This is a genomic window from [Mycobacterium] stephanolepidis, assembly GCF_002356335.1.
Taxonomy (GTDB): Bacteria; Actinomycetota; Actinomycetes; order Mycobacteriales; family Mycobacteriaceae; genus Mycobacterium; species Mycobacterium stephanolepidis.
Genome location: NZ_AP018165.1, coordinates 3,847,308 through 3,873,931 on the forward strand (window position 1 = coordinate 3,847,308; position 26,624 = coordinate 3,873,931).

Annotated in this window: 23 protein-coding genes; 4 read left to right on the forward strand and 19 right to left on the reverse strand. The window is 63.7% G+C overall.

The window, feature by feature from the left end:
• Nucleotides 1-4: 4 nt before the first annotated feature.
• From rimI to glmS, 8 genes are all read right to left on the reverse strand, one after another.
• Nucleotides 5-472, reverse strand: coding sequence for a ribosomal protein S18-alanine N-acetyltransferase (gene rimI / locus MSTE_RS19130; RefSeq protein WP_096503604.1), 468 nt, complete (start codon nt 470-472; stop codon nt 5-7).
• A complete protein-coding gene (gene tsaB / locus MSTE_RS19135) occupies nt 469-1,092 on the reverse strand; it encodes a tRNA (adenosine(37)-N6)-threonylcarbamoyltransferase complex dimerization subunit type 1 TsaB (protein WP_096503606.1) in 624 nt (207 codons plus the stop codon). Before tsaB ends, rimI begins: the two co-directional genes overlap by 4 nt.
• Nucleotides 1,089-1,556 carry a tRNA (adenosine(37)-N6)-threonylcarbamoyltransferase complex ATPase subunit type 1 TsaE gene (tsaE, locus tag MSTE_RS19140; protein ID WP_096503608.1) on the reverse strand — a complete coding sequence of 156 codons (468 nt, stop codon included), beginning with the start codon at nt 1,554-1,556 and terminating at the stop codon, nt 1,089-1,091. Before tsaE ends, tsaB begins: the two co-directional genes overlap by 4 nt.
• Nucleotides 1,553-2,644, reverse strand: a complete 1,092-nt coding sequence (locus MSTE_RS19145; protein ID WP_096503610.1) for an alpha/beta fold hydrolase — start codon at nt 2,642-2,644, stop codon at nt 1,553-1,555. The genes tsaE and MSTE_RS19145 overlap by 4 nt, the downstream gene beginning before the upstream one ends.
• Nucleotides 2,634-3,827, reverse strand: coding sequence for an alanine racemase (alr, locus tag MSTE_RS19150; protein WP_096503612.1), 1,194 nt, complete (start codon nt 3,825-3,827; stop codon nt 2,634-2,636). The genes MSTE_RS19145 and alr overlap by 11 nt, the downstream gene beginning before the upstream one ends.
• Before the next feature lie 49 nt (nt 3,828-3,876).
• Nucleotides 3,877-5,295 (reverse strand): glutamate decarboxylase, encoded by a 1,419-nt coding sequence (locus MSTE_RS19155; RefSeq protein WP_096503614.1) that lies wholly within the window; start codon nt 5,293-5,295, stop codon nt 3,877-3,879.
• Nucleotides 5,296-5,305: 10 nt separating this feature from the next.
• Nucleotides 5,306-6,739: an NAD(P)H-hydrate dehydratase gene (locus MSTE_RS19160; RefSeq protein WP_096503616.1), complete on the reverse strand. Its 1,434-nt coding sequence runs from the start codon at nt 6,737-6,739 to the stop codon at nt 5,306-5,308.
• 118 nt (nt 6,740-6,857) lie between these two features.
• Nucleotides 6,858-8,723 carry a glutamine--fructose-6-phosphate transaminase (isomerizing) gene (gene glmS, locus MSTE_RS19165; RefSeq protein WP_096503618.1) on the reverse strand — a complete coding sequence of 622 codons (1,866 nt, stop codon included), beginning with the start codon at nt 8,721-8,723 and terminating at the stop codon, nt 6,858-6,860.
• A gap of 65 nt (nt 8,724-8,788) precedes the next feature.
• On the opposite strand from glmS, the gene MSTE_RS19170 reads away from it, so the two are divergent.
• Nucleotides 8,789-9,655, forward strand: coding sequence for a dienelactone hydrolase family protein (locus tag MSTE_RS19170; protein WP_096503620.1), 867 nt, complete (start codon nt 8,789-8,791; stop codon nt 9,653-9,655).
• Here the strand turns inward: MSTE_RS19170 and MSTE_RS19175 are convergent, their stop codons facing one another.
• From MSTE_RS19175 to MSTE_RS19185, 3 genes are read right to left on the reverse strand one after another with little or no spacing between them, the layout of a single operon-like run.
• The gene (locus MSTE_RS19175; RefSeq protein WP_096503622.1) at nt 9,656-9,868 is read right to left on the reverse strand and encodes a hypothetical protein; all 213 of its coding nucleotides are present in this window, start codon (nt 9,866-9,868) and stop codon (nt 9,656-9,658) included. It abuts the gene before it with no gap.
• Complete coding sequence (locus MSTE_RS19180; protein ID WP_096503624.1) at nt 9,865-11,493, reverse strand: hypothetical protein; 1,629 nt, start codon at nt 11,491-11,493, stop codon at nt 9,865-9,867. The genes MSTE_RS19175 and MSTE_RS19180 overlap by 4 nt, the downstream gene beginning before the upstream one ends.
• Nucleotides 11,483-11,791, reverse strand: a complete 309-nt coding sequence (locus MSTE_RS19185) for a type VII secretion target (protein ID WP_096506116.1) — start codon at nt 11,789-11,791, stop codon at nt 11,483-11,485. The genes MSTE_RS19180 and MSTE_RS19185 overlap by 11 nt, the downstream gene beginning before the upstream one ends.
• 103 nt (nt 11,792-11,894) lie before the next feature.
• Between MSTE_RS19185 and MSTE_RS19190 the strand changes: the two genes are divergently transcribed.
• Nucleotides 11,895-12,932 carry an LLM class F420-dependent oxidoreductase gene (locus tag MSTE_RS19190; protein ID WP_096503626.1) on the forward strand — a complete coding sequence of 346 codons (1,038 nt, stop codon included), beginning with the start codon at nt 11,895-11,897 and terminating at the stop codon, nt 12,930-12,932.
• A gap of 60 nt (nt 12,933-12,992) precedes the next feature.
• Nucleotides 12,993-14,507 (forward strand): alkaline phosphatase D family protein, encoded by a 1,515-nt coding sequence (locus MSTE_RS19195; RefSeq protein ID WP_096503628.1) that lies wholly within the window; start codon nt 12,993-12,995, stop codon nt 14,505-14,507.
• Here the strand turns inward: MSTE_RS19195 and glmM are convergent.
• From glmM to rplM, 3 genes are all read right to left on the reverse strand, one after another.
• Nucleotides 14,504-15,823, reverse strand: coding sequence for a phosphoglucosamine mutase (gene glmM, locus MSTE_RS19200; protein ID WP_096503630.1), 1,320 nt, complete (start codon nt 15,821-15,823; stop codon nt 14,504-14,506). The two genes, MSTE_RS19195 and glmM, sit on opposite strands and share 4 nt — an antisense overlap.
• Before the next feature lie 103 nt (nt 15,824-15,926).
• Nucleotides 15,927-16,460, reverse strand: a complete 534-nt coding sequence (rpsI, locus tag MSTE_RS19205) for a 30S ribosomal protein S9 (protein WP_096503632.1) — start codon at nt 16,458-16,460, stop codon at nt 15,927-15,929.
• The gene (gene rplM, locus MSTE_RS19210) at nt 16,457-16,900 is read right to left on the reverse strand and encodes a 50S ribosomal protein L13 (protein WP_030096756.1); all 444 of its coding nucleotides are present in this window, start codon (nt 16,898-16,900) and stop codon (nt 16,457-16,459) included. Before rplM ends, rpsI begins: the two co-directional genes overlap by 4 nt.
• A 233-nt stretch (nt 16,901-17,133) precedes the next feature.
• Here rplM and MSTE_RS19215 point away from each other — a divergent pair, with 233 nt between their 5' ends.
• The gene (locus MSTE_RS19215) at nt 17,134-18,456 is read left to right on the forward strand and encodes a hypothetical protein (RefSeq protein ID WP_096503634.1); all 1,323 of its coding nucleotides are present in this window, start codon (nt 17,134-17,136) and stop codon (nt 18,454-18,456) included.
• A 475-nt stretch (nt 18,457-18,931) separates the two neighbouring features.
• Here the strand turns inward: MSTE_RS19215 and MSTE_RS25015 are convergent, their stop codons facing one another.
• The 5 genes from MSTE_RS25015 to eccCa all read right to left on the reverse strand — a co-directional run bounded on the left by MSTE_RS25015 (nt 18,932) and on the right by eccCa (nt 26,469).
• Nucleotides 18,932-19,534, reverse strand: a complete 603-nt coding sequence (locus MSTE_RS25015; protein ID WP_157997722.1) for a hypothetical protein — start codon at nt 19,532-19,534, stop codon at nt 18,932-18,934.
• Nucleotides 19,535-20,347: 813 nt separating this feature from the next.
• Nucleotides 20,348-20,632, reverse strand: coding sequence for a WXG100 family type VII secretion target (locus MSTE_RS19230; RefSeq protein ID WP_096503640.1), 285 nt, complete (start codon nt 20,630-20,632; stop codon nt 20,348-20,350).
• A 50-nt stretch (nt 20,633-20,682) separates the two neighbouring features.
• Entirely contained in the window at nt 20,683-20,964 is a 282-nt protein-coding gene (locus tag MSTE_RS19235; protein ID WP_096503642.1) for a WXG100 family type VII secretion target, read from the reverse strand.
• Nucleotides 20,965-21,106: 142 nt separating this feature from the next.
• A complete protein-coding gene (locus MSTE_RS19240) occupies nt 21,107-22,486 on the reverse strand; it encodes a type VII secretion-associated protein (RefSeq protein WP_096503644.1) in 1,380 nt (459 codons plus the stop codon).
• A complete protein-coding gene (eccCa, locus tag MSTE_RS19245; protein ID WP_162291463.1) occupies nt 22,483-26,469 on the reverse strand; it encodes a type VII secretion protein EccCa in 3,987 nt (1,328 codons plus the stop codon). Before eccCa ends, MSTE_RS19240 begins: the two co-directional genes overlap by 4 nt.
• Nucleotides 26,470-26,624: the final 155 nt, after the last annotated feature.

A 26,624-nucleotide genomic window follows, 5' to 3' on the forward strand; every position in this document is an offset into this window, starting at 1 on the left:
CAGCCTATTTCACGATGCCCTGCGCAGGGCGTTTCATGGTGAACGCATCGGCTCCACTGCCTGGGTAATACCGCTTGCGCACGCCGACGGTCTCGAATCCTGTGCCGTGGTACAGCGCGATCGCCGCCACGTTGTCGGTGCGGACCTCTAGGAACACCGGCCCCGGATCGCGATCCGCACGCGCGAGCAGCTCGTCCAACAGAAGCCGTCCGATGCCCTGTTTCTGATAGGCGGGATCCACGCCGATGGTGTGAATCTCATATTCGGGTTCGTGATGCCCCAACCGGGAGATGCCGCCGTATCCCACCAGCGTGTGCCCGTCCCTGGCCGCCAGGTAATGAATGTGAGCGGACGCGAGCTCCGCGCGAAAGGCCGACTCCGGCCACGGGTCATCACCTGCGAACAGAATCGCCTCAAGTTCGGCGCACCGACGGGCGTCGCGCCGGCGAAGAGGCTTCAGCTCGACCGTCATCGACGGGGTTCTTTGGCATCGGGGCGACGCAGATACAGCGGCGTCAGGGCACCTGGAGGCTGATCCCAGTCGGCCACCTGCACCAGCCGCAACGATGACGGAAACTGGCGGTCAAGCACCGGGAGATCGAAAAGCACTGTGTGATCCGGTGATCCAGCCACCAGGGTGTAGTCCTGCATCGAGACGTCTGCGGGCGCGTCGACGGCCGGGCCGCCGATGCGCGTTCCGTCGCGGTAGCCGGCCCAGTACACCTCACGCCGGCGCGCGTCCGTGACGACGAGCACGTTGCCGGTGGTGTCATAGCCGATCGCGTCGAGCGTGCATACCGGGTACACCGGGATGTCCAGCGCCAGTCCCATCGCCGCGGCGGTCGCCATCCCGACGCGCAGTCCGGTGAACGGACCCGGGCCGCAACCCACCACTATCGCGTCGAGTTCACCGACCGCGACACCGGCGTCGGCACACGCCGCACCGATGTTCGGGGTAAGCGCCTCGGCATGCCCCTTGGCACCCATGGTGATTCGTTCGGACAAGGCCTGCACCGATCCATCTGGTGCCCGCCTCACAAGCCCCGCTGTGATGGCGGGCGTGGCGGTGTCCAGGGCAAGTATCACGCTCACGGCTTACGGCTCCAATGCCAGGTTGCGGTGCGTTCATCGGAGTCGGGTGCACGTTGCAGTCGGATGTCCAGATGGTGTTCCGACAACCGCTCCGCCAGCCCCTCGCCCCACTCCACGACAACCACCGAATCGTCCAGATCGGTATCGAGATCCAGTGAGTCGAGCTCGCCGAGCAGGTCGGCACTTTGATGTTCCAGCAGCCGGTAGACGTCCACATGCACCAGTGCCGGTGCACCCGGGCGCCGCGCCTCGTGGACGCGGGCCAGCACATATGACGGCGAGGTGATGGGGCCGTCGACATCCATGCCCAGCGCAATCCCCTTGGTCAATGCGGTCTTTCCCGCACCCAGGGGCCCATCGAGCACGACGACGTCGCCCGCGGCGAGGTCCCTGCCGATCCGCGCCCCGAAATCCAGTGTGTCCTGCAGCGTGGGCAACGCGATGCGTCCCGAGTCGTCGATCACAGTCCGGTCCGATCACGCAGACGCTGTTTGATAGCAGCGAAAAGTGTTGGGGTCGAGCGCCTCACAAGACGATCGATGCCGTCGTTGACGATTCCCGGATGTTCCAGCTGCACCAGATGCCCCGATTCGCGCACCAGGATCAACTCGTTGTGTCCCTTCGACCCCAATTGCGCTGCCATGGACTCCGATTGAACCAGCGGGGTGAGCATGTCGGTATCACCGCACACCACCAGGCTCGGCAGCGGCGCGATGGTCGGCAGCGCCGCCGTCTCGTCGTGCTCCTCGAGTGCCCGCAGAAAATCCACGATGGTCGTGACGGGTGTCTGATGAATCATGCGCTCACTGAACCTCACCAGCGTGGGACTCACCCGCTGACCTCCGTAGGAAGCGGCCTGTAGCACCGGACCGACGAGCGACTTGACCGCACCGCGGCCGTGATGAGCAGGCCTCGGCGCGTAGTGCACGGCCGTCCGCAGCACGCGCAGCGCCGGATTGCGCAACCCCTCACCGATGGCGGTGTGCGACAGACCTTCGGCCGCACTGGCGATCAATCCGACCCCGACAATCCTGCGGCCGTACTGCTCGGGGTGACGTCCGGCGTGGGCAAGGATGGTCATGCCGCCCATCGAATGCCCCACCAGGACAGCGTTACCCCGGGGTACCAACACGCGCAGCACCGATTCGAGATCGTCGCCGAGCTGACGGATGGTGCATGACTTCGGAGCCGGCAGGCCCGAGCGTCCGTGTCCGCGTTGGTCATAGAAAACCATGCGAACGTTGTCTCCCCAGCGGCTCGCGAGCTCGCGGCGCTGGAAATGAAAGGAAGCCATCTGCAGACAGAAGCCGTGTACGAACACGACGGTCAACGGCGCGTTCGACGGACCCACCTCCCGAACCGCCAGCGGTACACCGTCGTCGGTCATCACGATGCTGCCGCGATCGGTCTCCAAGAGGTCGAAATCCTCATCGCGGTAGGGATCGTCGAACCTGCGTCTACCGATCGAGCGTGCGGTGCCGACACCGGCCACCGTCACCACCGCACCGAGCCCCGCCACGCCGGCCAACCAGGCGTTCGACTTACTGCTCAACGGTCCTGGAATCCCGGTACGTTCGCACCACCCTGCCGCGTGGGCAGGTGACCACCTCGTAGGCGATGGTGTCGAGCAGCTCCGCCCAGTCCTGCGCGGTGGGCTCTCCCGCCACACCCGAGCCGAAAAGCGTTGCGACATCGCCGGCCCGCACCCCGGCCTCGTTGTCGCCCACATCGACCACGAACTGGTCCATGCAGACACGGCCGATGTTCGGGTAGCGGCGCCCTCCGATGGCCACCTCGAAGCGGTTACCCAGTCCACGGACCACGCCATCGGCGTAGCCGATCCCGATGAGCGCCGCATTGGTATCGCGCGGAGCCGTCCATACGTGTCCGTAGGACACCCCTTCACCGACCCGCACCGGCTTCACCGACGACACCGCACACGTGAGCGACATCGCCGGAATCAGACCGGTCCGTATCTCACCCGGCATCGGGTTGATGCCGTACAGCGCAATTCCCGCGCGCACCATGCCATATCGAACATCGGGACGAGTCAGCGTGGCCGCCGAGTTCGACAGGTGTGCCACCTCGTAACGCAGCCCCAGGTCACGTGCCAGCTCGAGCGCCTCGTCGAACCGGCCTTTCTGCATGTCGATGGTGGGATTACCGAGCTGATCGGCATATGCAAAATGAGACATGATGCCGCGCACCCGAATTGACTGCTCGGCCTGCGCCTTCGCCAACGCCTCGAAAAGGTCACGGGTGTACTCGGCCGGTACCCCATTGCGATTGAGCCCCGTATCCACCTTGACGGTCGTGATCGCCTGACGCCCGGTGGACTGCGCAGCGTCAAGCAGCTCACTGAGCTGATCGAGCGAGGACACCGCGACCTGGACATCGGCATTCAACGCGGCGGCGTAGTCGGCGCCCGGGGCATGCAGCCAGGCGAGCAGTGGCGCGTCGATCCCGCCCGCACGGATCTGCAGTGCCTCACCAATGGTGGCGACACCGAGCTCGTCGGCCCCGGCGGCGATCGCGGCACGTGCCACCGGCAACGCTCCGTGCCCGTAGCCGTCGGCCTTGACGACCACCATGAGCCTGGCCTCGCCGGCGTACTCACGCAGCAACCGGACGTTGTGCGCAATGGCACCCAGGTCGACGACCGCCTGTGCGGTCGTCTCACCCGTGTTCGGCGGGAGGCCGTCCGTTGTCGTCGAAGTTGTCGTCACCGGCTCCATTGTCCCATCCGCATCAGATCCCCGAGTCGCTGCGCTCCAGCCCGCCGAATCAGTGCGCGAACGGCTGCACCGCGTCGAAGTGCCCGTTCGGTTTCAGCTCGTCAAGCCCCTTCAACACGGTGATGAGGTCATCGCGCAGCGCACGGGCAAGATCACCCGAGAAGCCTTCGCGTACCACCACCCGCAGCACCGCGACATCGGTGACGTCCTCGGGCATCGTGTAGGCCGGCACCTGCCAGCCAAAGGCCCGCAAAGAATGCGAGATGTCGAACTCGGTATACGGGCGGTCGCCCTTGAGCCGGAACGACACCACCGGGATCGCCGAGCCGTCGGTGATCACCTCGAAGTGCTCGCTCTTGTTCAGCTCGTCGCCGAACCAGCGGGCGGTCTCCGACAAACAGCGCATCACCTGTGCGTAACCGGCCCGCCCCAACCGCAGGAAGTTGTAGTACTGCCCGACCACCTGATTACCCGGGCGGGAGAAGTTCAGGGTGAACGTCGGCATATCTCCGCCGAGATAGTTGACCCGGAACACCAGATCTTCGGGCAGGTGTTCCTTGCTGCGCCACACCACGAAGCCGATTCCGGGATAGGTCAGGCCGTACTTGTGCCCGCTGACGTTGATCGACACCACCCGGAGCAGCCGGAAGTCCCAGCGCAGTTCGGGGTGCAGGAACGGCACCACGAAACCGCCGCTGGCGGCGTCTACGTGTACCGGGACATCCGGCTTGCCGGGCATGGCCGCCAAAGTGTCCAGCGCCGCGCAGATCTCGGCAATCGGCTCCAGCTCACCGGTGAAGGTGGTGCCCAGGATGCCCACCACCCCGATGGTGTCCTCGTCCACCGCATCGAGCACCTGCTCGGGAGTGATGACGTACCGGTCCTTCGCCATCGGCAGGTACCGCGGCTCGACGTCGAAGTACCGGCAGAACTTCTCCCACACCACCTGCACGTTGGACCCCATCACCAGGTTCGGTGTGCGGCCCTTCCAGCCGTCACCGATTTTGGCGCGCCAGCGCCACTTGAGGGCCAGCCCGGCAAGCATCACCGCCTCGCTGGACCCGATGGTCGATACCCCGATCGCCGATGACGGGTCCTCGGCGGATAGATCATCGGCGTGGAACAGATCGGCCACCATGGCCACGCACCGCGACTCGATCGCTGCGGTCGCCGGGTACTCGTCCTTGTCGATCATGTTCTTGTCGAACGTCTCGGCCATCAGCTTCTCGGCCTCGGGATCCATCCAGGTCGTGACGAAGGTGGCGAGGTTCAGCCGCGAACTGCCGTCGAGCATCAGTTCGTCGTGAATGAACCGGTAGGCGGCCTGCGGATCCATCGGCTCATCGGGGAGGCGTAAGGCCGGGATGGGCGCGGTCGACAACCGGCCGGTATAGGCGGGGCTAAAGGACGAGGCGTTGATCTTTCCGGCGTGCGCCGAAAGGCTGAACTGATCGCGGGGATTCGACATAAGCCGATTCTCACCCTATTTCGGCGACCGCCCAACGCAGATGCCCAAGAAGACGGGAAGCCGAAATGGGAGCTTTACCCGGACCGGGATCCGCCGCGGCGGCAGACGCCGCTCGAGCATGCACGTGGGCCCCCATCGCCGCGGCCTTGTCGGCGGGAACTCCGGCGGCCAGCAGCGCGCCGATCACACCCGAGAGCACATCGCCCGAGCCCGCGGTCGCGGCCCACGACCCGTGTGCCCTATTCACGTACGCGGTTCCGTCCGGCTGCGCGATGACGGTGACGTTGCCCTTGAGGAGCACCGTGGCACCCAGCCGCACCGCCAACGACCGCGCGGCGCCGACCCGATCGGGGCCCGGAGGTTCACCTGCGAGCCTGCGGTACTCACCGGCGTGCGGGGTCAGGATCGTGGGGGCATCGCGCGCTGCCACGAGATCGGCCAACTCGGGGTGCTCGGCGAGGATCGTCAGGGCGTCGGCATCGACGAGTACCGGCAGGCCGCCCGAAAGCACCCGCCGCAGGGTTCGCGTCTGGCGCTCACCGGTTCCATATCCGGGACCGATCACCCAGGCCTGCACGCGGCCGGCGGCCTCTTCCGTCTGGGTGGCAATCACTTCCGGCCAATGCGAGACCACCTCGGCGGCAGCCGATCCGGCGTATCGAACCATCCCGGCCGTCGCCGCGACGGCGGCACCCGCGCACAAGATGGCGGCCCCGGGATAGGTGTGCGATCCCGCCAGCACACCCGTCACGCCTTGCGTGTACTTGTCATCGGCCGGTCCGGGAACTGGCCAGGCGAGGGCGACATCATGGGCGTCGAGTTCCCGGATCGTCGTGGCGGGCAGGTCAAGCCCGATGTCGACCAACCGGACCTCACCGCAATCACCAAGAACATGAACGGGTTTGTAGCCACCGAATGTCACCGTGACCGCGGCGCGGAAGGCCGGGCCGTCCACTGTGCCGGTGTGCACGTCTATGCCACTGGGAATGTCCACCGCGATCACCGGAATGCCCTCGGCATTGATCTGTTCGGCGATCTCGGCGGCTCCCGGCCTCAGCGGACCGGTCCCCGAAATTCCTACAACGCCATCCAGAACGAGATCCGTATCGCCGGGCACCGCGGACACCACCCGGCCGCCGGCCTTACGGAAGGCGGCAAGACCCGCGCGGTGGGCCCGCTCGGGATTCAGCAGTAACGCACTGGCCGATACGCCGCGTCGGCGCAGGATGGTCAACGCCCACAAGGCGTCTCCCCCGTTGTCTCCAGAACCAACGATCGCGCACACACGCCGCCCGACCACCACGCCGGCCCGCCGCGACAACTCGTCAGCGACGATCGTGGCCAATCCGTATGCCGCACGCCGCATCAAGGCGCCCTCGGGCGGGGCCGCCAGTAGCGGTGCCTCGGCCTCCCGAATCTGCTCGGGGCTGTAGTAGTACTTCATGAATCGTGGGCTCCCCTCGCTCGCTCATCGACATCGAGGAACTGGTGGGTGTGCGATGCAGACGGTACGCCGCGGGGTCAGCGACGTCGGGTTGCCGCGCCACAGGACATAGACGCCGCTATTCGACGGTTACCGACTTGGCCAGGTTCCGCGGCTTGTCCACGTCGTACCCACGGGCCTGCGCCACCGCCGCGGCGAACACCTGCATCGGAATCGTGGACAGCAACGGCTGGTACAACGTCGACACCGCCGGAATCTCGATGAGGTGGTCCGCGTACGGCCGAATCGTCTCATCGCCCTCTTCGGCGATCACGATCGTCCGTGCCCCACGGGCCTGAATCTCACGAATGTTGCTGAGCAGCTTCGAATGCAGCAATCCCATGCCCTTGGGGGACGGCATCACCACGATGACCGGCAGTCCCTCTTCGATCAGCGCGATCGGCCCGTGTTTGAGCTCTCCGGCCGCGAATCCCTCGGCGTGCATGTACGCCAGCTCCTTGAGCTTGAGCGCACCCTCCAGCGCCACCGGGTATCCGACGTGGCGCCCCAGGAACAGGATGCTGGAGGACTGCGCGTACTGCCGCGCAAGCTCGGCGACCGGATCCATGGTGGCGATGACGCGCTCGATCAACTCCGGCATGGCCTCCAGCTCGTGGTACTCACGAGCCACCTCATCCGGGTATTTGGTGCCGCGAGCCTGCGCCAAGGCCAGGCCCACAATGTAATTGGCAGTCACCTGGGCCAGGAATGTCTTCGTCGCGGCGACACCGATCTCCGGCCCGGCCCGCGTGTAGAGCACCGCATCGCATTCACGGGGAATCTGCGAACCGTTGGTATTACAGACGGCCAACACCTTGGCCTTCTGCTCCTTGGCGTGCCGCACCGCTTCCAGGGTGTCCGCGGTCTCACCCGATTGCGAAATGGCGACGACGAGCGTGCTGCGATCCAAAACCGGGTCCCGGTAGCGGAATTCGCTCGCGAGCTCGATCTCCACGGGCAGCCGCGTCCAATGCTCGATGGCGTACTTGGCCAGCAGACCCGAATGGAATGCCGTACCGCAGGCGACCACGAACACCTTGTCGATATCGCGCAGTTCCTGATCGGAGAGCCGCTGCTCGTCGAGAATTATCCGGCCGAGGTCGAAGTGCCCCAACAAGGTGTCGGACACCGCCGCCGGCTGTTCGGCGATCTCCTTGAGCATGAAGTACTCGTAGCCGCCCTTTTCCGCGGCCGACAGGTCCCAGTCGATCGTGAAGACCCGGGCGTTGTCGGCGTCGTCGTTACCCGCGAAGTCGGTGATGCGGTAGCCGTCCGCGGTGATGACCACGACCTGGTCCTGCCCTAATTCGACGGCTTCCCTGGTGTATTCGATGAACGCGGCGACGTCGGACCCGAGGAACATCTCGCCGTCACCGATACCGACCACCAGCGGGGTGGAACGGCGCGCGGCCACGATGGTGCCCGGGTCGTCGGCGTGGGAGAAAACGAGGGTGAAGTGACCCTCGAGCCGCCGCACCACGGCCTGCACCGAGGCCACGAAGTCGCCGGCGGTGTCTCCCGATTCGTACTGGCGCGCCACCAGGTGCACGGCCACCTCGGAGTCGGTGTCGCTGGCGAACTCGACGCCGGCGGCCTCCAGTTCGGCCCGCAATGCCGGGAAGTTCTCGATGATCCCGTTGTGGACCACCGCGACCTTGCCGGTCGTATCCCGATGCGGGTGCGCGTTGCGGTCGGTGGGGGCGCCGTGGGTGGCCCAGCGGGTGTGCCCCATGCCGGTGGTCGCGCCGAAGGATTCACCCGATTCCGCGATCGCGGATTCCAGGTTGGCCAACCGGCCCGCCTTGCGCTGCACCAGCAGCCCGCCGCTTCCGTCGGCCAGCGCAACCCCCGCCGAGTCATAGCCCCGGTACTCGAGCCGCCGCAGCGCCTCGAGGACGACACCAAGAGCGTCCCGGTGGCCGACGTACCCGACGATTCCGCACATAGCCCACCAGGGTAGTTCAGTTCCCGCCGCGGTCCGCAACGACAACGATCAGCTACGGTCATCCCATGGCGAGTACCCGCACGCTATTCAAAGCCCTGACCCGTCGTGGTCCGCACAAGGTTCTGCGTGGCGACCTGGCCTTCGCCGGGGTGACCGGCGTCGTCTACACCCCGGATTCCGGCTTCAATCTGCCTGCGGTGGCCTTCGGACACGACTGGCTGACCGGTACCGACAAGTATCGGGCGACCCTGGAACATCTCGCGTCCTGGGGAATCGTCGCGGCGGCCCCGGACACCGAGAAGGGGTTGATCCCGTCACACCTGAATCTGGCAGCCGACTTGGCCACAACACTCGAGATCGTGACCCGGGTGCGCCTCGGCGACGGCAAGATCAGCGTGCATCCGACCAAGCTCGCGCTGGCCGGTCATGGACTGGGCGCCTCGGCGGCGGTGTTCGCGGCCACGCGGTCCTCAGCGCCGGTGGACAAGAAGAATCGGCCGATCGGCGCCAAGGCCGTCGCCGCGCTGTTTCCCAGCGCAACGCAGCCGCCCGTGGAGAACAGTGCCACCGCGTTGACCATCCCCGGACTTGTTGTGACGAGCACCGACGACGCGCAATCGCTGCGATCGAATGCCCTGGCGCTCTCGCAGGCGTGGCCGGGTGCCGAGCTGCGGAACATCGCGAAGGCGAAGTCCAGCGGGCTACCGGAACACAGCTGGCTGCGTAGATTCGTCGGTCTCGGCGGATCGAATCGGGCAACCCAGCGCAATACTCGCGCCTTGTTGACCGGATACTTGCTCTTCCAGCTCGTCGGCGACAAGCGCTACCGCGACTTCGCCGACCCGGCGGCTGAACTGCCGAACACCTCGGTGCCGGAATCCACCGCGCTGGAGATCAGCCAGATCGATCGCGTGCAATCGCTACTGAGGTAGTCAGCGCCTCCACCGCTGCCAGCGGTAGAGGTCGTCCTCATCGAAGTCGGATTCGGTCATATGGATCTGCACGGGCATCTGAAGTTCACCGATATGGGTGGACTCATCGAGCACCACGTCACTGCGCGCCGCATCGGCGTCATCCCGCAGCTGATCCAGGGTGCTCTCGAAATCCGACACGATGCCCGCGAGGGCGTCGGTGATGTCGATCATCGTCCGGCCTTGGGCAGTTCATCGGCGGCGATTTCACACGGCGTCTCCCCGGCATCCGTCCCTGCGGCCTGGGGCTGCGCCTGCCGACCGCTGGGCCCCACCGAGGGCACGGGTGAGGGCTGTTGCGCGGGCTCGGGATGCTGGACCGCGTTCGGCTGCTGTGTGTGGACCGGCGGTGGGGTCACCGGCGACATCGATCCAGCGGGCTGCGCCGCGGACAGCCCACCGGTGGACGGCGGAATCGCACCCCCCGGCGGCGTCGTGGTCCCGAGCGGTGCACCCGGGGTGGTCTGGCCTGCGGGGGCCGGAGTGGCCTCCACACCCCCTGCTCCCGCCAGCTGAACGCCCGGGCCCTGCATAGGCTTGCCATCCGTGGCGAACGTCGCGCCCGCATCCGAGCGGGCTTCCTGGATCGCCGCGTCCTTGGCCGCCGCCATCTTGGCGTCCGGGTCCTTCTTGTCGGCGGCCTCGTCGGCCTTCCCGTCGATCTTGTCCTCGGGCCTCTCGTCGCCCGCACCGGCCTCGCCGCCCTGCCCCAACTGGTCGAACGGGATGCTGGAGAGGCCCTCGGTGATCGCGCTGACAATGCCGCTGGCGGCCTGGCCGATAGATCCGAGAGCGCCCGTCATGGCCCCGGTCAACCCGCTGACAATCTGGCTCGGGTCCATGCCCTGCTGCCCTTGCCCCTGCCCGGCACTCTGCTGCCCACCGCCGGACATCTGCCCGCCCTGATTACCCATCGCTGAGGCCGGGGTGGCCGTGCCCTGCATCCCGCCGCCCGCGCTATCGCCGGCGGACCCGCTGTTTCCGCTGCTCTGGCCACCCCCGGTAGCACCTGACTCCTGCTTGCCGCCTTTGTCTTTGTCCCTGTCCGTGGAGTTCTGCGGGGATTCGGTGTCCGAGTCGTACTCCGGTCCGAGCTGACCGGGCGGGTTCTTGAACTCCGCGGGCAGCTCCTGCTTCAGCGCACTGGTGAACGTGTCGTACGCCTCGCCACCCTTGCCCCACGCCGCCTTCATCGCGGGAAGCCATTTGCCCTCGATGTTCTGTTGGACATGGGGGCCGATCTTCGTGGCGTTGGTCTCGTCTGCCACCGACCTGTCACCGGTCCCGGTCTTGTAGGTGGCGACGGCGCTGTCGAAAGACGCGCGATCGGTCACCAACCCATCGACCATGGTCGATGCCTGCTTCTTGAGATCGACGATGTTCCATAACGTTTCACGCAACCCGTCCAGACCGGTGGATACCTGCCCGAATTCCTTGGTCACCGCGTCGGCGGTGGAGTTGTGCGTCCGCAAGAACTGATTAGCGGCCTCCGAGCCTTTGCCTTCCCACATTCCCATGAGCTGCTGCAGCTGGCCGTGCTGGCGCTCGGCGGCGGACTTCATGGTGGTCACCGCGCTCTTGAAGAGCTCAAGATCCGCACCGAGCTTGTTCAGATCCATGCCGGCGTCCATGTCGTACCAATCGAACAGCTGGCGCTCGTTGGCGGTGAGGTCCGGGTTGGTGATGGTGACCGGAGACTTACCGTTACCCCGGATCGCGGTGGTGGTGTAGTTCTGCGAGTTCGCGATCGCCTGGATCCCCTCGCTGCGCAGCGACTCGATGTCGTACTTACCTGCCATTGACTGCAGCCACCCTTGCCTTGTTCTTGGCATCCCGATCGGCATAACGCTGCGCGGTCGCGCGGAGTTGTTCGGCGATCGCGGTGTTGGTGCGCTGCCAGTTCTCGAGATGAGTCACCACCTCGCGCAGTCCATCCCTGACCGCGTCGCCCTTGGTCGTATGCCACCGTCCGGCCGATGCCCCACCGAAAGACAACCCGCGCAGCTGCTGAATGGCTTTTTGCAGCTCTTCGGCCACACTGTCAAACTCTCCAGCGACCCCCCGGACACCAGCGACGTTGATCGAGGTTTCTCCCATATTGACTACGACGGGTGCATGCCACTTCCGGTTCCATCTTTTTTCACCGATCTGTGGATCATGCGTCTTCCCGTTCAACCGCTTGGTCGGGTAGGGTCGCCGCATGCGCATTGGAACCACGCTGAGCTATGCCGGCGGATTCACCGAAGTCGTTGACGAGCTCGCTGAGCTGGAGAAAGTCGGGTTGGACATCGCGTTCGTCGCCGAGGCCTACTCGTATGACGCCGCGAGCCAGCTCGGGTTTCTCGCTGCCAAGACGTCCACCGTAAAGCTCGCGTCGGGCATCTTCCAGCTGTACACCCGTACCCCCACCCTGCTGGCGATGACGGCGGCCGGCCTGGATTACGTCTCCAACGGTCGGTTCGTCCTGGGCATCGGCGCCTCGGGCCCGCAGGTCATCGAGGGATTCCACGGCGTGAAGTACGACGCTCCACTGGGCCGCACCCGTGAAACCGTCGAGATCTGCCGAAAGGTGTGGCGTCGGGAACGCCTGGAGTTCGAGGGCAAGTACTTCACCGTGCCGCTGCCTCCCGAACAGGGCACCGGCTTGGGCAAGGCGCTGAAGCTGATCAATCACCCAGTGCGCGACCGCATTCCGGTACTCATCGCCGCTCTTGGCCCCAAGAACGTGGCACTGACCGCCGAGATCGCCGAGGGCTGGCAGCCCATCTTCTTCCTTCCCGAGAAGGCCAATGACGTTTGGGGTGCCGCCCTGGCCGAGGGCAAGGCCAAGCGCGACCCGTCGCTCGGCGATCTCGAGGTCTACGCCGGGCCGGCGCTCGCGATCGGTGACGACGTCGAGGCGCTGTACGGATTCGTCAAGCCGAGCCTGGCGCTCTACATCGGCGGCATGGGAGCCAAGGGTAAGAACTTCTACCACAACCTCGCGACCGCATACGGTTTCGGCAAGGAAGCCGACACCATCCAGGAGCTTTACCTGGCGGGTAAGAAGGCCGAAGCGACCGATGCGGTGCCTGACGAGCTGGTCAGGAACATCTCGCTCATCGGGCCCAAGAGTTTTGTCGCCGAACGGGTTGCGGCCTTCAAGGAGGCAGGTGTGACGACTCTCAATGTCGCCCCGCTCGCCGCCGATGCGGCAGGCCGGATCAAGCATGTCGAGGCCCTGCGCGAGCTGCTGTGATTCGTACGCCGTTCGCGTAGCGTTCGGCGTACGTTTGCCTGCCACCCCGAAGGTGGTGGAATGACAGCCATTCCGCGCCGCACAGTCCTGCGCGCCGCTCTGCTTGGGCTCGCCATTGCTCCGGCGGCGGCATGCGGGCCGGCGTTGGTGACGACTCGTCCGAGACTGACGCATGGAGTCGCAAGCGGATTCCCCCGCGCCGACGGGGCGTTGATCTGGGCACGCTCGGATCGCCCCGCCACCATGCTCGTCGAAACAGCTGCCACCGAGAGCTTCTCGGAGGTGCGACGTTTCACCGGTCCGGTACTCACGCCGGAGTCGGACGGTACCGGCAGGCTGCGCCTCACCGGCCTGCCCGCGGACGCCGAGGTGCACTATCGGGTGACACTGGACTCCGATGGAGCCCTGAGTGAGCCTGTCACCGGTGTCTTCCGGACAGCGCCGACCGCCGCACGAAATGTGCGACTGATCTGGTCCGGCGATGTCGCGGGACAAGGGTTCGGCATCAATCCAGACGTCGGCGGGATGAGAATCTTCCGCACCATGGCGGACCGAAATCCGCAGTTCTTCCTCCACAGCGGGGACACGGTGTACGCGGATGTTCCGATTCAGGAAACGTTGACCCTGCCCGACGGGCGGATCTGGCGCAACGAGGTATCCGAGGCGAAAAGCGCTGTGGCACAGACGCTCGACCAATACCGCGGTCAACACGCATACAACCTCACCGATGCCAACTACCGATACTTCAACGCACGCGTTCCGCAACTCGTGCAGTGGGATGACCACGAGGTGCTCAACAACTGGTATCCCGGCGAGGTTCTGGAGAACGACAAGTACACCGAAAAGCGAGTCGATGTGCTTGCACAGCACGGACACCGGGCATTCCATGAATGGCAACCGACTGAACCCCGCGAAGCCGTTGACGGCCTTGTGTACCAACGAGTCTCATACGGCCCGCTATTGGACGTGTTCATTCTCGACATGCGCAGCTACAAGGACCCCAACTCCACCAACCGGCAGCAGCACGGCGCCATCTTCGGTGCCCGCCAAACCGAATGGCTGATCAACGCCATGGCCTCATCCAGGGCCGTATGGAAGATCGTCGCCAATGACCTGCCACTGGCGCTGGTGGTACCCGACGGCAAGACGAACTTCGAGGCCGTCGCCAACGGCGACAACGGCCCCCCGCTGGGGCGAGAAACCGAACTGGCACACATACTCTCGCAACTGAAAGCGCGACAGGTCCGCAATGTGGTGTGGCTGACGGCCGACGTGCACTACACCGCTGCGCATGAATACTCGCCTGCGCGTGCCGCATTCACAGACTTCGACCCGTTCTGGGAGTTCGTGTCGGGTCCGCTGCACGCCGGCGCAGGCCAGGAGAAGCCGCTCGACGGAACCTTCGGACCGCGTGCGGATTACGTCCACGCGGCGCCGCCAGATCAGCAGTCACCGCTGGATGGTTACCAGCATTTCGGGCAGGTCGACATAGACGGCGCAAGCGGCGATCTCACCGTCACACTGTGCGACGCTGCCGGTTCCGCGCTGTACACCCGCAGCCTGGCACGCGCCTAAACCGCGCCGACCACCTCGGCCACCCGCTCAGCGAGGCGCTGCGCGGTAGACTGCTCGTCGGCCTCCACCATGACGCGAACCAGTTGCTCGGTTCCAGAAGGACGCAACAGGATTCGGCCATTGCCCGCGAGCTCGGACTCCACAGCGGCAACGGCCGCAAGCACCTCAGGCGCCTTCGCCACTGTGTGCTTGTCCGAGACCCGCACGTTGATGAGCGTTTGAGGCAGGCTGCGCATCGCCGACGCAAGATCGGCCAAAGACTTACCTGTTTGAGCCATCCGGGACATGAGGCGCAGACCGGTGACGATTCCGTCCCCGGTAGTGGCCAGTGAGGGCAACACGATATGACCGGATTGCTCACCGCCCAGCGCGAATTGGCCCGCGCGTAACTCTTCCAGCACATAGCGGTCGCCGACGCCGGTCACCTTGACATCGATGCCCACCGAACGCATGGCGATATGCAATCCCTGATTGCTCATCACCGTGGTGACCAGCGTGTTGTCGGTGAGCTCACCGGCTTCCGCCATCGCCGCGGCGAGCACGACCATGATGGCGTCGCCATCGATGACGTTCCCGTCCGCATCTACCGCAAGGCATCTGTCGGCGTCGCCGTCATGCGCAAGCCCTAGGTGGGCGTCGTGCGCCTTCACGGCGGCCTGTAGTGGACCGAGATGTGTTGACCCACAACCATCGTTGATATTGAGGCCGTCGGGATCGGCATTGATGTCTATCACGTGGGCGCCGGCGGCGCGGTACGCCAAGGGCGCCGCGTCGGACGCCGCGCCGTGCGCACAGTCGACCACCACGGTGACTCCGCTCAGCGGATGGGTGGCGGCATTATCGACATGATGCAGATACCGGTCGAGAGCGTCTACGGCGTCACGCACGCGACCGATACCCGCGCCGGTCGGACGTGCCGCAGGTGCATCCAATTGCGCCTCGATGGCGTCCTCGGCGGAGTCATCGAGCTTGTGACCGCCGGCGCCGAAGATCTTGATGCCGTTGTCGGGCATGGGATTGTGCGAGGCCGAGATCATGACGCCGAAGGCCGCGCCGTAGGCGCCCGTCAGGTATGCCACCGCAGGAGTGGGCAGCACACCGACCCGAAGCACGTCGACACCTTCTGCCGCGATACCCGCGACAACCGCAGCCTCCAACATCTCACCACTGGCGCGCGGGTCTCGACCCACGACCGCGGTGGCGTGACCACTGGCCAACGACCGTGCCGCGGCGGAGCCCAGCGCGACCGCGAGCTCGGCCGTCAGCTCGGCATTCGCGACACCGCGCACACCGTCAGTGCCGAATAGTGAGCCCATGCAGTAAACCTTCCATAACCAGTCATACCAAACTGGCCCAATAACGCGATTGCGCCGACACACAGGTTGTGTGCCGGCGCAATACGCGGACGAACAGAGTCGATCAGCGCTTCGAGTACTGAGGCGCCTTACGGGCCTTCTTGAGACCGTACTTCTTACGCTCGATCGCACGCGGGTCACGAGTGAGGAAGCCGGCCTTCTTCAGCACCGGACGGTCCTCGGGCTCCACGATGATGAGCGCACGGGCGATGGCGAGACGCAGCGCGCCGGCCTGACCCGAGGGGCCGCCGCCGGAGAGGTGAGCGTAGATGTCCACGCTGTCCACACGGTTGACGGAAACCAGCGGCGCCTTGATGAGCTGCTGGTGCACCTTGTTCGGGAAGTACTCCTCCAGGGTGCGGCCATCCAGGTGGAACTTGCCGGTACCGGGGACGAGGCGCACGCGGACCACGGCCTCCTTACGGCGGCCGACGGTCTGGATGGGCTTGTCGATGACGACGGGCCCACGAGGAGCGGCCTTGACGGCAGTCTCTTCGGCGGAGTCCTCAACAACAACCTCGACGACCGCCTGGTCGCCGCTGTCCACTGCGACGTCCGCGTTCTCTTCGGGGGTCTGCTCTTCGGCGATATCGGTCACTGAGCCACCTGCTTAATCTCGAACGGGATCGGCTGCTGCGCGGCGTGCGGGTGCTCGGGACCTGCGTACACCTTGAGCTTGCGCTCGATCTGGCGGCCAAGCTTGTTCTTGGGCAGCATGCCGATGATTGCCTTCTCCACCGTGCGAGTGGGGAACTTCTCCAGCTGCTCGCCGATGCTGCGCTTGCGCAGACCGCCCGGGAAGCCCGAGTGACGGTAGGCGAACTTGTCGGTGAGCTTCTTGCCGCTGAGGGCAATCTTCTCTGCGTTGATGATGACGACGAAATCGCCACCATCAGCATGGGGGGCGTAGGTCGGCTTGTGCTTGCCGCGCAGCAGGGTGGCTGCTTGAACGGCAAGACGGCCGAGCACTACATCCGTGGCGTCGATGACATACCAGCTCGTGGTGATGTCACCCGCCTTCGGCGTGTAGGTAGGCACAGTCTTTCCTTGTCTACTCGGGTGGATCCCCGGACGGCTGTTGCCGTTCGGAGAGCTGGTCATGGCGGGCGGTGGAGGTTGATCTCGGCGACCAGTGGTGACCCGAGCCTCATGTGCGATGACGTACCGCACGCCAACGGAGCAGCTTACCGGGCCACGTCACCGCAGGTCAAAACGCGACCGAGCCTCGCGCATGGGACTATCTTGCTCAACGGCAAAGGGGAGGCCCAGGCGTGGAGATCCTGAAGAACACATTCTTTCTGTATCGACGATGCTTCCTGCAGTTGATCGCCATCTATCTCGTCGGATGGCTGGTGCGATACGGCATCGTTCAGCTGGCGGTAGCAATAGCCGTCAAACATGGCCTGATCTGGGGAAACTTCCTTCTGCCGCTGTCGCCCCTGACGATGCTGCTGACGTACCTAGGCATGTTCTGGGTGCTCCGGCCGTATATCTTCCCAGGCTCGACAGATGGCGGGGTTGATGCGTTTCTCAGAACTACTTTGAAAATCCTACTGCCGGTATTCGCAGTAATTGTGCTGTGGAAACTTCACATGTACGACGTATGGGAGTTTGAACGCCAAACGTCGATTCACCTCACCGAGAATCAACAAATTGACAACACCGCACAATCGGAGGTAACCCGACTCCTTCGTGCGGACACCACCACCTTATCCATAATTTTGGTGATCCTCCTCGCAATCCGTCGAGTGCTCTCGCTCATCGCCGAACGGTTGCCGAACTGGATGATTCTTCCTCGCCTCTACGTTGAGTCGGCCTGGGTTTATATTCTTTTTTCTGCATCAGCCGCGGTCGTGTTCGGGTCACCTCGGTGGATCAAAGAACGGACGATCGTCGTCTGGTATCAGGAGCAGAAACAGGCCGTGTTCGAGCACCTCGGACCCATAGCAGATGCAGTAACTTGGATCACCGAGCACACCGCCGGCACTACCCGAGCAATCCTTGCGCCATTGTCGTGGTTTGTAATCGCCGGGCTGGCCTACGCAAATGAGAACACGTCCACTTGGGGTGGCGCCTCGCAAGCCCTATTCGGACAGAGACGTTTTGAGCAACTCACACAAGCCACGAGAAAGCCACTGAATGCGGTGAAATCTAGGTGGCAAAAGCTTCCGAAGGCAATCCGCTCACGCACCGACGAGGTGCGTTCCAGCATCCTCGGAACGTTTGACCACGTGAAAGACGCGTTGAGACTGGCACTTCAGAAAGGCCCAGTCCCCATCGCCGTGTACATAGTCTCGTTCGCGGTATTGGTTCTCCTCTATCCGACCGGAGTCTTCTTTGACTACTCAGTCAGCGATGGGATCGCATGGCGAGTACTGGCACATCTGTTCGGCCCACACGAGTTTTCGTGGTGGACAAGCCGCGAAGCAACAATTCGACTTGCGATCGGGACGGCGGTCGAACCTCTTCGTATCTGTCTGGTCGCCGGGACGTTCTGGTACTGCATTGGCGCGCCGGATCAACCAATATCGAACCGAACAGCAACTATCTTGTCGGACGACTCCTTGAACAGTACTTCAACTCCAGACAGCTGAGCGTCGCGCGGCACGATAGCGATAAGCGCATACTTTCCCGCACCTTTGGTCGACATGCACGACTGTGCGTAACCGTTTCTGTCCGCCCATCTTCCCGCCTCGACGGGCGTGGTGCCGCTGTTCCATCTCCGCATATGAGTGTCGTATATGTGGGCCATGCAGGGCGGGTAATGATCGCGATTCCAGCTCTCTATGAGAGCGCCGTCTCGCGACCGCTCGAACAAGAACCCAACCATCCTTCCGTTCGAAGGCATTTTCAAGTCGGCTTTTGACGGAGCATCTGGAACACGCAGTTCTTGAATTCTCCAAACCACTCCGTACAGCTCCGCGCTTTGGCCCGATGCGACGGCCCTGTCAACCGGGTCTGCATCTATGGATCGCGCAATGCTCGGAATCCAGATTAGTTGGCAAATAATTCCAAGCGCCGCCATAATAGCGACGGCCGCCAACACATCTCCCTTTCTGCACCGTAACCTCATGTGCGAACCTCTGCGCCATTGATAGTCACCACTGGTCGAGACTCAATATCGCGTGACGGAATTTTGATATCAAGCCGAGAATCTAGAGGAGGATCCATTGTCAACCCAGTTTTGATATCCTTGAACGCGTTCATGACAGACAACATCATGTTGTCGCCGCCTTCCAGAATATCGAACACAAGCACGAATCGATATTGCAAACCGGGCTGAAGGGAGTCCGGAATGCCGAGCGGGCTGGAAAATCCGCTACGGAATGCCGTGCGTACATCTCCTGCCTGTAGGTAGGCAACTACTTTCGAGGACTCAACCAAGGTCATACAGGTCAGATCCACGACTATCCAGATACCTGTCGAAGTGTAATCAGATGGGGCGGTGTACTCATATTTCGATTCAACGGAAATCTTCTTTGTGCTATACACGCCATGAACTGTTGTCGAGATGTTTCGCCCGATCAGCTGCTCACCCAACTGTCCCGAAACCGGCAACGCAACATATGATTCTGGGCGATTAGGGATACGTGACCAGAAGAGAATCGCCACCAATATTAATCCGACCGCTACAAGCGTACGGCCTATCTCCGTTTGCGCGAACCACCGCATTTAGCAGCTCCTCGACGGAACTGTCAGCAGCCCACCCGTTTCCCTCACAGTGGGGAACCAGGTCGATGCAGGGATCAGGGTTCGGACGCTCTTCTCGAGGTCACGGATCACAACCTGCATCGTTGATCTTTCCGCCAGAACCTTCGGGGAGAGCATCCAAATGACAGACGCATTAATCGTCATACGTGCGGCGATGTTCGCAGCATTCTGCGTCGCGCCGTCCGGAAATACGCCACCGTATGAACCCTCGGGCTCAGTGGGTTGCAGTTCGAAAACTCTGGTGTTATCTCCGCCTCCGAATGAGACATCTTCGCCGACCAGATTCTCGATCGCTACCCGAAAAACCAGAGCCACCTTCCCTTGTCTGATGTCATATCCCATGAGTGGAGGTAGCTCGGCCTCGTTACACTCAACGGCTAAGGATCGCGCCAGAATACGCAGCGGACCATTGTCATACTCGTGCCCTATCGACACCGGTTTCATAGTTGCCGCGGCGCCCAACCCTCCAAACGCTGCTGCGGCTGACAAAACAGCGACAGTTCCCGCTTGCCATAGGTGCTTGAGCTGAGCACGTTGAAATTGCCCACGAAGCCATATGAGAGCCTGTTTGATCACACCGCCCCCTCACTTCGAATGACACCGAATTGGCCCGCTACCAGGCCGATCGAAGTGTATGTCAATCACGAACTCGTGAACCAGTGTCGACCCACGATATGTTGCCGCACATCAATTACTGCTGACATATAAAACTGTGGGGCCTTGGTGGCTCTCCTCCACCAAGGCCCCACAGTGTCTTCAAAACCAACCGGGCGATCAGCCCCAGGCGCCAGCAGCGCTGTTGTCGGTCGAAATTGCGTCCTGGTTGCCCTGGTCAACCTTGGAGTTGAGCTGGGTCAGGATCTGGTTGAGATCATCCGCGGACTGGTGCCAAGCCTTCTGGTACTCCTGGTACGCACTCGCTTCCTGACCTTCAGCTTGCTGAATCAGAGGATCCACGTCATGTTGTAGCTCCTCGAGATGAGCCTGGATCTTGCCGATGACGCCCTTGACGTCCGCAACCAACGCATCAATCTCACCGTGGTTATAGGTAATCTGCATGTTTACTCCCCTTTGCTAAGTGTGATGTCTGTGATGACTATTGACGGACGTTAGAAGGTCTGACCCTCGTCCATCTCCTGGATGCGACGCTTGTTCGACTCCATGGTGTCGGAGATCTGCAGGAGCACCTTCTGGATGTCGCCCATCTCCTGATCGAAACGAGCCATAGCCTCGTCAAAGGCGCGTCGTGCCGAACCCTGCCACGTGCTGGTGCCCACCGCTACACGGTCGCGCAGCTGGTTCTGAATCGCGGCGAACTCCTGGTGCTTGTTCTGGATCTTCTTCGACGTTGCATCGAGTAGCCCCAGGTCATTCTGAAATACGCTAGCCACTTCGTGTCCTCCCTTGTCCCCAGGCCCGGCCAGTCACGGGTGTGACTTCCGGTTTCTGGCCGGTTTTGTCCTTACAACTACATACGATGGCCTGACCGCCAGATCGGTTCCATCTTTTTGAAAGATTTTTTCAGCAATCTTGCTAGTTACCCGACTTTACCGCATGTGCAGTTCGGATTGCCAGATCACAAGCCTGTTCGACATCAGCATAGCTATTCTTCTTGAACTGGCAGCCAACTCCTATTCTCAGGTCGTCGTCCAGAAGCACTGTCCACGCGATGTCGTGGCCCTCACGAACCTCGGTGTAGGTGACAGCTGGCCGGTCCGCCTTGTGGTCGTCGGCCTTGAAATCGATGAATACCCCCGGTGACTCTTTCGTCATGGCAGCTCGCAGTGTCTCGGCTGTTGAGGCCAAGGTTTCTGTCGACTTCACCCGCACCTGGGTCACATGCACGACCGCCTCGGGGTCCGCGGGTGAGATCACCTCGACCCTCGCTGAGCCGGCACCGCCCGCAGGGATGCGCCGTACCGCCCACTCGGCGGGCACCATGAACTGCACATGCCCCTCTACCAGCAGCGATGTCGCCACCACGGGAGCTGTCGGCGACGCTCGCCGCTCCCGCGCGGAGGCCACGGTCAATACAACACCGGTGACGACCACGGCGGCGGCCAGACCAATCACGGCAAGCGGCCACCACGCGGGAAGCCGCGGGGCGGATCTCGCGGGCGATGCGGGTGTCCAGTCGGGCCTTCTGGCGACAATGGGCTCTTCGGCCGACTCATCGATGAACGCCGAGACACGTGGAGCCTGACCGACGTCGCGGAACACCGAATCCCCGGCGACCTGCGATACCCCGGGAGTCAAGCCGATCCGATCGACCGCGTCGACAATCGCCTCCCCCATCTCGCTCTCGGCCGAGTCGACGAGGATCGCGGCGACTCCCGTCGGTTCGCTTCGGACCGCCTCCTCGACGGCACCCGCCACGGCGCGTGCAACATCTGCGGCGTTCTTGGTTTCCCAGGACCGTTCTTCGAGATGCCGAACCGTCGCCTCCGGCTCACCGGCGGAACCGTGCCCCACGACGGTGACTGCGACCTCACCGGGTGACACCTCGACCACCACCAGTGAGCGCCCCGACAAGTCGGTGCGGACACCGCGCTCGGCCAGTGCGATAGCGCGCGAACGCACGGTCAGTGTCGCGGCCATCATCCGCGCGGCATTCGACAGCACGGTGCGCCGTCCAGGACTCCACGCCGTCGGATGGATCAGCTGCATGGAATCCAGGCGCACCGGGGCATTCTGATCAGTGAGCAACGACTCGAACAGGGCCGCCCAAAGCGCACGGGACGGAACCACGCGACCGGGTAGCAGGGCCATCTCGTCATCGAGTGCGGCGACTGCCGACCGAACATCGGAATGCCCGGCCTCGTGGATGCCGGAGTCGGTTCGCGCCCGGACTGCGGTCTCGGTCACCTCGATCGCTACCCGCGTCCCTATCTGCGGGTCGCGATCCAGGATCACTGCGGATCGCTCCAGGCGACTTGGATCAGTTGTTGACCGCCCGAGCGCATGACCAGGGTGCCGCGGCCCGCAGGCTGCTCACTCGGCCTCACTGTCCCTAGCAGAACACCCTCATCTTTGTTGCCACTCATCTGTAAACCGATGCAGGACAAGTCCTTCATGCGCGCCATCATCGGCTCGAACATCGCCCGCGAGGCACCGCTGGTGCGGCGCGCGATCACCACGTGCAGGCCGATGTCCTTCGAATGCGGTAGGTACTCCGCCAGCGGCAGCAGCGGGTTTCCACTTGCCAACGCCACCAGATCGTAGTCGTCGACCAGGATGTAGATTTCCGGGCCGGACCACCAGGACCTGTCGCGCAATTCCTGTTGAGTCACATCGGGTCCCGGCATGCGCGACTTGAGGAGCTCGATCAGCGCCGGCACCTCGTCCACCAAGGTGTTGCTCGACATCGCGTACTTGGCCAGATGCTCGGTCTCGACGACACCGAGCAGGGTGCGCCGATAGTCCACGATGAACAGCTGCACTTGTTGCGGGGTGGTGGTGCGGACGATCTCGCGGCATATGGTGCGCAACAATCCGGTCTTACCGCACTCGCTGTCGCCGAAGATCATCATGTGCGGCTGCTCGCCGAACTCCAGGAACGTCGGAGCCAGCTCGGTTTCGTTGATACCGACGAGGATGCGCAGGTTCGGCTGATCGTTTTGGGGCGCCTGCGGAACCAATGCTGCGTAATCGATCTTGTGCGGCAGCATGCGAACCTTCGGCGCTTCCGCCGAACTGCGTTGGCGCATGCTCGCCGCGGCTGCGCTGATCGCCTCACCGAGGTCCTGATTCGACGAGACACTGTCGACGCGCGGCAATCCGATGAGCATGTGCCGACGGTCGCGGGTGATACCGCGGCCCGGCCTGCCATCCGGAACAAGCTGTGCCAGCTTGCGATCGAAGTCCGAGTCCAGCGGATCACCGAGACGAAGCTCGACGCGCGTGCCGATCTGGTCCTTCAGGGCCGGGCGGATCTCGGCCCAGCGTGACGCCGTGACCACGGTGTGCACTCCGAAACCGAGCCCCTGTGCCGCAAGCGCGGTGACCTGTGGCTCGAGAGCCTCGAACTCCTGACGCACGGTCGACCAGCCATCGATGATGAAGAACACGTCGCCGAAAGGATCGTTCGCAAGCTGCGGGTCACCGGCACCCTTGCGCCGCCGATACTCCGCCATCGAGTCGATTCCGTAGGCGCGGAAGGCATTCTCACGTGATCTGACAATCGTCAGCATTTCGGCGAACGTGCGCCGGATCAGGTCTGATTCCAGTCGGCTGGCCACCGAACCAACATGCGGTAGCTGCGCCAACGAGGTGAGCGTGCCACCACCGAAGTCCAGGCAGTAGAACTGCACCTGTGCGGGACTGTGTGTCACCGCGAGTGATGTCACCAGAGTGCGGATAGCCATCGACTTCCCGGACTGGGGTGCACCGACAATGGCGACGTTGCCCGCCGCAGCGGACAGATCGACGATGTACGGGTCGCGCCGCTGCTCGTACGGCCGGTCCACGATTCCGATCGGAACGGTCAGGCTGCCCACCGCGTCGAAACCGGCACGACCATGACGAGGAATCAAGTCGCCCAACGTGGGCGAATCGTCCAAAGGCGGAAGCCACACCTCGTGAGCCGGATTGCCATGTCCCTCAACGCGATCGAGGATCGTGTCGATGACCGACCTTCCCATTGCCCCTTCGGACGCGGCCGGAGTGTCATCTTCGACCACTTCCACGGGACGCATCTGCAGTGCCACCGGCGCCGCGGTGAAGAGGCGCGGCGCCGCACCTCCGCCTCCCGAAGAGACGGCCCGACGCGCCGGCCCGTACGGCACATAGGCGCCCGACACATAGGAGGTTTGGAATCGCGTCAACTCGCCCGAGTCGTCCTTGAGGTAACAGGAACCGGGAGTGTTGGGCAGATGATAGGCGTCCGGCACGCCGATGGCGGCACGGGATTCGTTGGCAGAGAACGTCTTCAGGCAGAGTCGATAAGACAGGTGCGATTCCAACCCGCGTAGACGGCCCTCATCCAGACGCTGCGAAGCGAGTAGCAAATGCACGTGCAGCGACCGGCCCAGACGGCCGATTGCGACGAACAACTCTGCGAAATCCGGGTGCTGACTCAGCAATTCGGAGAACTCGTCGACGATGATGAACAGTGCCGGCAGTGGCGCGAGGGATGCACCGGCAGCGCGGGCGCGCTCGTACTCGGTGACGTTGGCGAAGTTACCCGCGGCACGCAACAGCTCCTGGCGCCGATTCATCTCGCCGGCGAGCGCGTCCTTCATACGGGACACCAGGTTCGCCTCTTCGGCGAGGTTGGTGATGATGGCCGCGACGTGCTGCGCCCGGTCCAGACCGAGGAACGTCGCGCCACCCTTGAAGTCGACGAGCACGAGGTTGAGCGCATCCGGCGAATGGGTTGCGATCATGCCGAGTGTCAACGTGCGCAGGAACTCCGACTTACCCGAACCGGTCGCACCGATGCAGAGCCCGTGTGGACCCATGCCGTTCTCGGCGGCTTCCTTGATATCCAGCTCCATCGGAGTGCCGTCGACCGCGATGCCGATCGGAACCCGCAGCCTGTCACGGCCAACCCTGTTGCGCCACACTACTTCCGGGTTGAGCAACCCGGGATCACCGATACCCACGATGTCGGACCAGCGTGTGCTGACCTCGGTCTGGATCTGAACCTCGTCGCCGCTGCCCGTCAGCACCCGGTAGGGCGCCAGGCGGCGCGCACAGGCCATGGCCTCAGTGACGGTGAGGTGATCCGGGTGGGCGAAGACCTCGGAACCGACGTTGCCTTTGGCGCCCAGCCCACGCTCGGTCAGCTCCAGTTGCATTCCGCGACGGGCCGCGAGCGGGTCCACCCTGGTGCCGATCTCCACGAGGGTCACCGAGTCGATGCCGTGGTCGACGATGAGGCGTTCGGATCCGATCAGTGTGCCGCTGTCGACGATGATGAGAATCTGCGGCCGGTCGGGGGAAGGCTGCGCGGTCCGCGAGAACCGTTCCCGCTCGGTGATGAGCGATGCCAGCGATTCCTCGACCTCACCCAGTGAGTGGTAGACGAGTCGAGATGAGCCGACGCCGTCGAAGGCGCTCGGATGCTGAGAGTGCGGAAGCCATTTGAGCCAGTCCCAGTGTGGGGCGGCATGCCGATTGACCACCGCCGCCACCAGGAACTGGTCGGGCCCGTGGAACATCGCGAGCTGGCAGATCATGGCGCGCAACATGCCTCGCGCCACCTCCGGCGAACCGTCGATGGTGACAGCCGCAAAACCTCTCAGGTTCAACGCGATAGGCAGCTCGGGCACCAGCGAGTGCGTCCGCACGAACCGCCGCAACGCCACTGACGCGACCGGCTCCAGCTCCTCGACCGGACCGATCTCCGGCGCCACCAACTGGGCTGCCAGACGCTGATCCCCTACTCCGACACGCACATGGCAGTAATCACTGTCTCCGGGACGCCGCTCCCACATGCGGCGGCCACCGGCCAATGTCCACAGCGCGGACGGGTCCGGGTTGTTCCAGAGCAGGGCCTTGCGCTGGGCCGCACCGGTATCGGTGACGTTCTTACGCACCACTTCGAGGTACCGCAGGTAATCCTTGCGATCCTCGTTGATCTCGCTGGTCTTGGCTCCCTTGCCGCCGCTGTTGGACACCATGCTGACCATCGAGACCATCATCATGATCGGAAACAGCATGAACATCGGGCTGCGCATCATCCCGCCGCCCGCGCCACCACCGAAGCTCCCCGAGGTGACGAAGAAGGCGATCATGCCCACCATCGCCACCACCATGACCAGCGGCATGATCTTCGCGATGATCGGCGACGGCACCGGCCGCGGAATCTCCGGCGGCGGCTGAACATTGACCTCGCCACCCGGGACACGAGGCACCGCAAGCCGAGGCCGACGAATGAATATTGTGGTGTTCACCCCGTGCTCACCATGGCCCTCCGGTTCCCCCGCGTCACATCTCGTGGCAATCTGTCGCACCCACGCTACCGCCCAGCCCACGGCGGGCTACAGGATAGGGCCGTTATATCCGGTGCCGCAACGAATTCGCTCACAAGATCGCTGCAGCCGCTGGT